The sequence below is a fragment of the Shigella sp. FC1967 genome, from assembly GCF_001743005.1.
Taxonomy (GTDB): Bacteria; Pseudomonadota; Gammaproteobacteria; order Enterobacterales; family Enterobacteriaceae; genus Proteus.
Map to the genome: position 1 here is coordinate 1 of NZ_MIIZ01000556.1, position 8,463 is coordinate 8,463.

Annotated in this window: 6 protein-coding genes, 1 tRNA gene and 3 pseudogenes; 2 read left to right on the forward strand and 8 right to left on the reverse strand. The window is 38.1% G+C overall.

The annotated features are described in order from the left end of the window. Positions 1-280 precede the first annotated feature (280 nt). A pseudogene (locus BHE89_RS04825) lies at positions 281-687 on the forward strand (DUF2251 domain-containing protein). A 24-nt stretch (positions 688-711) separates the two neighbouring features. On the opposite strand, the gene BHE89_RS04830 reads toward BHE89_RS04825, so the two are convergent. From BHE89_RS04830 to xerD, 7 genes and pseudogenes are all read right to left on the reverse strand, one after another. Next, positions 712-785: transfer RNA gene (locus BHE89_RS04830), tRNA-Gly, on the reverse strand. 192 nt (positions 786-977) lie between these two features. Continuing rightward, entirely contained in the window at positions 978-2,492 is a 1,515-nt protein-coding gene (gene lysS, locus BHE89_RS04835) for a lysine--tRNA ligase (protein WP_069367744.1), read from the reverse strand. Positions 2,493-2,500: 8 nt separating this feature from the next. After that, a protein-coding gene (prfB, locus tag BHE89_RS04840) for a peptide chain release factor 2 (RefSeq protein ID WP_109371064.1) occupies positions 2,501-3,599 on the reverse strand; the annotation gives its coding sequence in 2 pieces (ribosomal slippage) (positions 2,501-3,523 and positions 3,525-3,599; 1,098 coding nt in all). Between the two features lie 170 nt (positions 3,600-3,769). Continuing rightward, positions 3,770-5,505 (reverse strand): annotated as a pseudogene (recJ, locus tag BHE89_RS04845) (single-stranded-DNA-specific exonuclease RecJ). Between the two features lie 9 nt (positions 5,506-5,514). Beyond that, positions 5,515-5,928, reverse strand: coding sequence for a thioredoxin fold domain-containing protein (locus BHE89_RS25025; protein ID WP_286145895.1), 414 nt, complete (start codon positions 5,926-5,928; stop codon positions 5,515-5,517). Positions 5,929-5,936: 8 nt separating this feature from the next. After that, the gene (locus tag BHE89_RS25030; RefSeq protein WP_286145896.1) at positions 5,937-6,224 is read right to left on the reverse strand and encodes a disulfide isomerase DsbC N-terminal domain-containing protein; all 288 of its coding nucleotides are present in this window, start codon (positions 6,222-6,224) and stop codon (positions 5,937-5,939) included. A gap of 33 nt (positions 6,225-6,257) precedes the next feature. After that, positions 6,258-7,139 (reverse strand): site-specific tyrosine recombinase XerD, encoded by an 882-nt coding sequence (xerD, locus tag BHE89_RS04855; RefSeq protein ID WP_171729917.1) that lies wholly within the window; start codon positions 7,137-7,139, stop codon positions 6,258-6,260. 165 nt (positions 7,140-7,304) lie between these two features. Between xerD and fldB the strand changes: the two are divergent. Then, positions 7,305-7,824, forward strand: a pseudogene (fldB, locus tag BHE89_RS04860) (flavodoxin FldB). 62 nt (positions 7,825-7,886) lie between these two features. Here fldB and BHE89_RS04865 read toward each other — a convergent pair. Continuing rightward, positions 7,887-8,294 (reverse strand): protein YgfX, encoded by a 408-nt coding sequence (locus tag BHE89_RS04865; protein ID WP_069367740.1) that lies wholly within the window; start codon positions 8,292-8,294, stop codon positions 7,887-7,889. Between the last annotated feature and the right edge of the window lie 169 nt (positions 8,295-8,463).

Below are 8,463 nucleotides of genomic sequence, written 5' to 3' on the forward strand. Positions count from 1 at the left end.
CAATTTATTGTATAGCCTAAATAGTATAGATAACGAACGCATTATAGCTGAACGGATTAATGAGGCTAGTTATCAAATTAAGGTAGGTAAAGTGTAGGATAAAGCTATTTATTCGGTATGGAAGCGATATAACGATATTGCTGGAAAATTAAATATAAAATATAGGCTAGATATTTTTAATACTTACAATAATTATTCGTTCAGCAAACGCTTTTTTACTAATCGTTGATGTGAACCATCTTACTTTCACTAATCTATTAAATAAATTAAGGAACCCTGTATGACAATTTTAGTTACCGCCCAAGAGCAAATTATTGTGGGGGAAGCTCACGTTATTGAAAGCCTAGCTCCTGATGGAGTATTTGCTGCGGTATTTGAAGATGATCGGCAAAACTGGTTATTTTTTACGCGATTGATGAATCTGTCGATGGTAACCCAATTCAAGATGCTCTCCATATTTATAACGTTGAAAATGTAACAGATAAAAATATTCCTTCTGATATAAAAATAGGTTGGTCAAAAGACAGTAAAAAATGCGTACTTTTAATTAATGGCTATCCGCACGGTGCGTTTGATTTTGAAGCTAAAAATGGATACTGCCGTAGTGGCTTTCCTCCCTCAGTCGGTCACGAGTGGTCTATTTTAGGGCATGAGTGGAATGACGCTGTTGATGACTTTTTTAGATAATTTCTGGATAGGTTTGTTTGAATTTGGAGCGGGCGAAGGGAATCGAACCCTCGTATAGAGCTTGGGAAGCTCTCGTTCTACCATTGAACTACGCCCGCAATTGATTTTACTAATTATACGCCTCCTTGATTGAACGACAATCCCCCTTCTTATTCAAATGATTACTTTATCACCACTCAAAAGATAACCCTTTGTTTTAAAAAACAATAAAGCCACCTTTCGGTAGCTTTATTATTATATCGGTATTCCTTAATGCTATTCGCTAATAAATAATTTATTTAACATAATAATTATTTATTAGGACGCATTGCTGGGAATAAAATAACATCACGGATTGTATGGCTGTCAGTAAATAACATTACCATACGGTCAATACCAATACCTAAGCCTGCTGTTGGCGGTAAGCCATGCTCTAATGCCGTGATGTAGTCATGATCGAAGAACATGGCTTCTGCATCACCGGCTTCTTTTTGGCGGACTTGATCTTCAAAACGCTCTGCTTGGTCTTGTGCATCATTTAATTCTGAGAAACCATTACCAATCTCACGACCACCAATAAAGAATTCAAAACGGTCAGTGATAAATGGATTATCATCGTTACGACGAGCCAGTGGAGAAACTTCTGCTGGGTATTCAATGATGAATGTAGGTTGAATTAAGTGGCTTTCTGCAACTTCTTCAAAAATTTCACACTGAACACGACCTAAGCCCCAGCTGTTCTCAATCTTAATACCAATAGATTGAGCAATAGCAACCGCTTTATCCATATCATCAAGATCAGCCATTACGGTTTCTGGACGATATTTGCAGATAGCTTCTTTCATGGTTAATTTGGCAAATGGTTTACCAAAATCAAACTCTTGATCACCATATTTCACCAATGAAGAGCCGAGTACATTTTCAGTTAATGTACGGAATAATTCTTCAGTTAATTCAATCAGATCACGGTAATCTGCATACGCCATATAAAGTTCCATCATAGTGAACTCTGGGTTATGACGTGGCGATACACCTTCATTACGGAAGTTACGGTTGATTTCGAATACACGATCAAAACCACCGACAACCAAACGTTTTAAATATAACTCAGGTGCAATACGCAGATACATATCAATATCTAATGCATTATGGTGAGTAATAAACGGACGAGCACTTGCTCCACCAGGGATAGTTTGCATCATCGGCGTTTCAACTTCCATAAAACCTTTATTCACCATAAATTGACGGATACCCGCCATGACTTGTGAACGGATTTTGAAGGTTTTACGCGATTCTTCATTAGAAATCAGATCTAAATAACGCTGACGATAACGCGTTTCTTGGTCAGCTAAACCGTGGAATTTATCGGGTAATGGGCGCAGTGCTTTAGTTAATAAACGCACTTCTGTACAGTGAACACTTAATTCGCCCGTTTTCGTTTTGAAAACACGACCGCGAGCACCTAAAATATCACCCAGATCCCATTTTTTAAATTGCTCGTTATAGATACCTTCGGGTAAATCATCACGAGAAACATAAAGCTGAATACGGCCACCCATGTCTTGCAATGTAGCGAAAGATGCCTTACCCATAATACGGCGAGTCATCATACGACCTGCAATAGAAACTTCCACATTTGCTGCTTCTAATTCTTCAGCACTCATTGCATCATACTTTTGATGTAACTCGTCAGACAGAGAATCTCTACGGAAATCATTTGGGAATGCGTTACCATTATCACGTAAAGCGGATAATTTTTCGCGGCGTGTTTGCAGTTCGTTATTTAAATCAGGTGCCTGCTCCGCACCTTGTTGCTGTTGCGACATGTTTTTCCTCACAGGCCCGCTTTTAAGCTAGCTTCAATAAATTTATCAAGATCACCGTCTAATACTGCTTGTGTATTACGCGTTTCCACACCAGTACGTAAATCTTTAATACGTGAATCATCAAGAACATAAGAACGAATTTGACTACCCCAGCCAATATCGGACTTGTTATCTTCCATGACTTGCTTGTCTGCGTTTTTCTTCTGCATTTCCAGCTCGTATAACTTCGCTTTCATCTGCTTCATTGCCTGATCTTTGTTCTTATGCTGAGAGCGATCGTTTTGGCATTGAGTGACAAGACCTGTTGGAACGTGGGTAATACGAACCGCAGATTCTGTTTTGTTAACGTGCTGTCCACCCGCCCCTGAAGCACGGTAAACGTCAATACGTAAATCAGCTGGGTTGATTTCAATATCAATATTGTCATCAACTTCAGGGTAAATAAAGGCTGAACTAAATGAGGTATGGCGGCGGCCACCTGAGTCAAATGGACTTTTACGAACTAGGCGATGAACACCTGTTTCTGTACGTAACCAACCATAAGCGTACTCACCAATAATTTTGATCGTCGCTGATTTTAATCCTGCAACATCACCGTCAGACTCTTCAATAATTTCTGTTTTAAAGCCTCTTGATTCAGCCCAACGTAAGTACATGCGCATCAGCATACTTGCCCAATCTTGCGCTTCTGTACCACCAGAACCCGCTTGTAAATCAAGGTAGCAATCTGCACTGTCATATTCACCAGAGAACATACGACGGAATTCTAATTGCTCAAGCTTTTTATTTAAACCATCTAATTCTGCAATGGCTTCGTTAAATGTTTCTTCATCATCAGCTTCAACCGCTAATTCAAGTAAACCAGAAACGTCTTCTAGTCCTTGCTCTAACTGATCGATTGTTTCTACGATAGCCTCAAGAGATGAACGCTCTTTGCCTAATGCTTGTGCCCTTTCTGGCTCATTCCATACATCTGGCTGTTCTAGTTCAGCGTTAACTTCTTCTAAACGCTCTTTCTTGGCATCATAGTCAAAGATACCCCCTGAGAACATTTGTTCTTTCAGAGACTTCTTCAATTTGGTGTTTTACAGGGTTGATTTCAAACATACTTTTTCGTCTTTATGTTGTTTTCAAAAACAATTGGAATAAATTTTGAACCGCATATTGTAACGGATATATCTGCGGGTTTATAGCATTTATATACAATTGTCGATCAGATAGTTGTTACCATAACAACACGACTCTTTATATCACGATAAATTGTTTAACTATTCGTGTTAACAAGGCCAAATGTGCTCAACAAGCAGTTGTGCATTACGTTGCCCTCTAAACTCGTTTACATCTAATCGATAAGCTAACTCAACCATTTTTATACTGTTATCAGGCCATATATTGATATCAACATTAAATGCAATTGCATCAATCATAAGATGACTATTGACTGGCTGAAGCATCATTTTCAAATGCTTACTACCCACTATACGTTGTTGTAACAGCGTAAATTTACCGTCAAATAAAGGTTCTGGAAAAGCCTGGCCCCAAGGACCCGCTTCTCTAAGCATTTCTGCAATAGGCAATGAAAGTTGATTATCGGTTAGTTCACCATCCGATAAAATAACACCTTGCAACTGTTCATCAGAAACTAACTCTGCCATTAAAGATGAAAAATGACGCTGAAATAATGGAAATTTATCTTCTTCAAGTGAAAGCCCTGCCGCCATTGCGTGCCCGCCAAATTTCACCATCAAACCTGGATTTAATGTATTTAATCGTTCTAAGGCATCTCGTAAATGAACGCCACTAATTGAACGACCAGAGCCTTTTAATAGACCATCACCACTAGGTGCAAACGCGATAACAGGGCGATGCAATTTTTCTTTAATGCGAGACGCTAAAATCCCTACAACACCTTGGTGCCATTCAGGATGGTAAATCGCTAAACCATTTGGTAAATCCTGTTGCGTTCCCATAAATTGGCGGAAAATAATTGAAGCTTCTTCTTGCATACCGGCTTCAATTTCACGCCGAGTTTGATTTAATCCATCAAGTTCATTAGCAATTTCACGTGCCGTGCTAATATTGTCAGTTAAAAGTAACGCAACACCTACCGACATATCATCAAGGCGTCCTGCTGCGTTTAAACGTGGCCCTAAAGAGAAACCTAAATCACTACTCACCAATTGAGATAACGCTTTACGAGAAACCTCCGTAAGTGCTTTTATCCCTACACAACAACGACCAGCTCTAATTCGACGTAATCCTTCATAAACAAAAATACGGTTATTTTCATCAAGAGGAACAACATCTGCTACTGTACCAAGTGCAACTAAATCAAGAAAATCGGCCATATTGGGACGAGTTAAGTTTTGTTGCTCAAACCAGCCTTGTTTTTCTAATTCAGCTCTTAATGCCGTCATTAAATAAAAAAGTAACACCAACACCCGCTAATGACTTAGATAAAAAAAGGACAATCTGCTAAGTTAGGATTAATAATCGCATCAGCGGTGGGTAAGGTTTGCCCTGGTAAATGGTGATCGGTAACGAGGACACGAATACCATATTCATGAGCCGTATCCACACCGTCAAAAGAGGAAATTCCATTATCAACAGTGATAATAAGATCAACACCTTTTTTAGCAACATCATGAACAACTTGAGGGCTTAAACCATAACCATCATCAAAACGATTAGGAATATGATGGCTAACCTGCTTAAATCCCATTTGGCGTAATGCTTTAATCGCAAGTGCGGTACTGGTTGCCCCATCAGCATCAAAATCGCCGACAATAACAATACGGGATTGTTGCTGTAATGCCTCAATCAGTAATGAAATTGCCGTTTCTATTCCTGTTAATGTTTGATAATGAAGTAAGCCCTTTAACGATCGTTCTAGTTGAACTTCAGATGTTATTCCACGATTAGCATAAATTTGTCGTAATAAGGGATCTAAGTTATCTGGTAATTGAGTTACCTGTGCGATTCGACGACGCAGTGTCGGTTCAATAGTGACCATAAAACGTAATTACTTCTCTTTTTTATCTAATAATTCAACAAGGTTTTGAGCAGAAATATATCCACCATAAATACTGGCATTAGGTAATACAATAGCGGGTGTGCCTTGGATACCCATCATGGTGCCTAATTTAAAGTGTTCATTGATATTGATTTTTGTACACTCATCAATAGGAATAATTTTGTCCCCTTTAAATGCACTATCTAACGATTTATTAGGAAAACCACTACACCACACAGCATTCATTTCTTTACTGACGATATTATTGCCAACACCATTACGAGGAAATGCTAAATAACGCACTGTTATCCCTTGTTTATTCAGCTCAGGGACTTCTTGATGTAGTTTTTGACAATAAGGGCAACTGATATCGGTAAAAATGGTGATCACATGGCGCTCATTACGCGCTTTATAAACAATCATTTCATTTTTTAAGTGAGTCTACTTTTTTTCATAATAACTTGATTAGCAATACTTACAGGCTCACCATTACTAATGTTATAAATAGGCCCCGCGGTTAGATATTTACCATCATCTGTAATATAAAAAATACCTTTATCTGATAATACGGCATTTAATCCAACAATCGGTGTGGGTTGAATACTTTCTGCTTTAATTTGCATTTTTGCCAATTGCGCTTCAATCGAAGCATTGTCAGCAAGCACTGGCATTGACACCATCGTTAATAATATTGGCAACCAGAATAATTTCTTTTTCATTTGAATTCCTATTTAACGCCCACTCTTTAGCAGCTATCCCCTTGGATGATGTTGCTGATGAAGCACTTTCAAGCGTTCCGTTGCAACATGGGTATAAATCTGTGTTGTAGAGAGGTCACTGTGCCCCAATAACATCTGTACAACACGCAAGTCTGCTCCATGATTTAAGAGATGTGTCGCAAATGCATGACGCAACACATGGGGTGATAATTTTTCAGTATCGATCCCCGCTATCACAGCATAATGCTTTATGCGATGCCAGAACGTTTGTCGTGTCATTTTTTGCCCTCTTAAGCTAGGAAAAACAATATCGTCCGTTTTCCCTTGCATTAAAGTGGGTCTTCCATATTGCAGATATTGCTCTAACCAGTAAATAGCTTCTTCACCTAAAGGAACTAATCGTTCTTTATCGCCTTTACCAATCACACGTAACACACCTTGCCGTAAGCTGATATCAGAGAGTGATAATCCCACTAATTCAGAAACACGAAGTCCACATGCATAAAGAACTTCAAGCATGGCTTTATCGCGCAATTCAAGTGGCTCATCAATGCAAGGGGCATTAAGTAAATCATCAACTTGTCGTTCACTTAAATCTTTTGGTAAACGCTTGGGAAGCTTAGGCGTTGAAAGCAATGCGCTAGGATCGTCTAAACGTAATTTTTCGCGATATAAATATTGGAATAACCGACGCAATGTACTGAGTAATCGAGCTGCGCTGCTGGCTTTGTAACCCTCATCTAAACGTGTTGCGAGAAAAGATTGCAAATCCAAAGTGGTAACGGATAACCAATCTAATTTGTGATGTGCAAGCCATTGCCCTAATGCTTGTAAGTCTAAGCGATAAGAGCTGAGCGTATTTGCGGATAAGCCTTGCTCTAACCAAATATTGTCGAGAAATTGTTCAATAATAATATCAGTATCTTCATTGATATGAGCTGTCTTTTTTGTCGATAATTTGGTTTGTGACACCGTCTTACTCTCCCTATCTTTAGCTTATCGCCTTTACATTATGCCTTATAAAAAAATTTTTCTGGTACAATAGTGACCTTTATTGGCAAAAATATCCTAAAAATCTTTATGAAAATTGGTCTATTTTACGGTTCCAGTACCTGTTACACCGAAATGGCAGCAGAAAAAAATTCGTGATATTCTCGGTGAAGAGTTCGTTGATCTTCATAATGTTCAAGAGTGTGATATCACGCTTATGGAACAATATGACATCCTTATTTTAGGTATTCCAACGTGGGATTTTGGTGAGATCCAAGAAGATTGGCTCAGTATTTGGGATACATTACCGACATTAAATTTAAAAAATAAGCTTATTGCAATGTATGGAATGGGCGATCAAGTTGATTATAGCGAATGGTTTCTTGATGCACTAGGTATGCTTTACCATCATTTATTACCAAGTGGTGTTAAATTTATTGGATTTTGGCCTATTGATGGATATGAATTTGTCAGCCCAAAACCGTTATCCGATGATGGTAAACATTTTGTTGGTCTTGCATTAGATGATGTAAACCAGTTTGAAGAAACTGATGAACGTTTATCACAATGGTGTATGCAAATTCTACGTGAAATAGAAGAAAATTTTTAACATCCTCCCTCCTCTAAAGGACAGGGTTTTACGGCACCTTGGATAAATTTAGTATCCAGGTATTAAATATCTGGATATTGCATTAATAATTGAGAGAAGTTACGCCACTCATTTTCATTCATACTGTCAAAAGCAACCCATAACGTGATTTGCTTTTTATTGAGAATGGATGTCAATGTTATTCGAGTACCGAAACGGCTGATCCAAGGGCGTTTTGTTATTTGCCATTCATGCAGTTTCCATTGAATTCGGTTGCCATTCAATAAAACAAAATCCCCTTTGATACGACTAATATTTTTTTGTGTGAAGTACCAACTACATATCAGAAAAAGCAACAATGGAACCCAAACATAAATAAAATCCGGAGGCCATGGATACAACAGCAAGCCTATCACAAAGGAAACATAAGCAACCGTTGAGAAGAGTTGGGTGAACCATGATACTGTGAGGTGCGATTTCCATAAAATCACGAGTTATATTAACTCCTGCTGTAATTCTATACGGATATAAATAAGTTAAAGATAATTAATAAAGACTAACCTATTTATCATGTAACTTCTTCTTTAACCTTGCAAATAGTTTATCTTTCGATTTTTAACTTAATTATTTATTATTACTTTCACTATTTAATATATATTC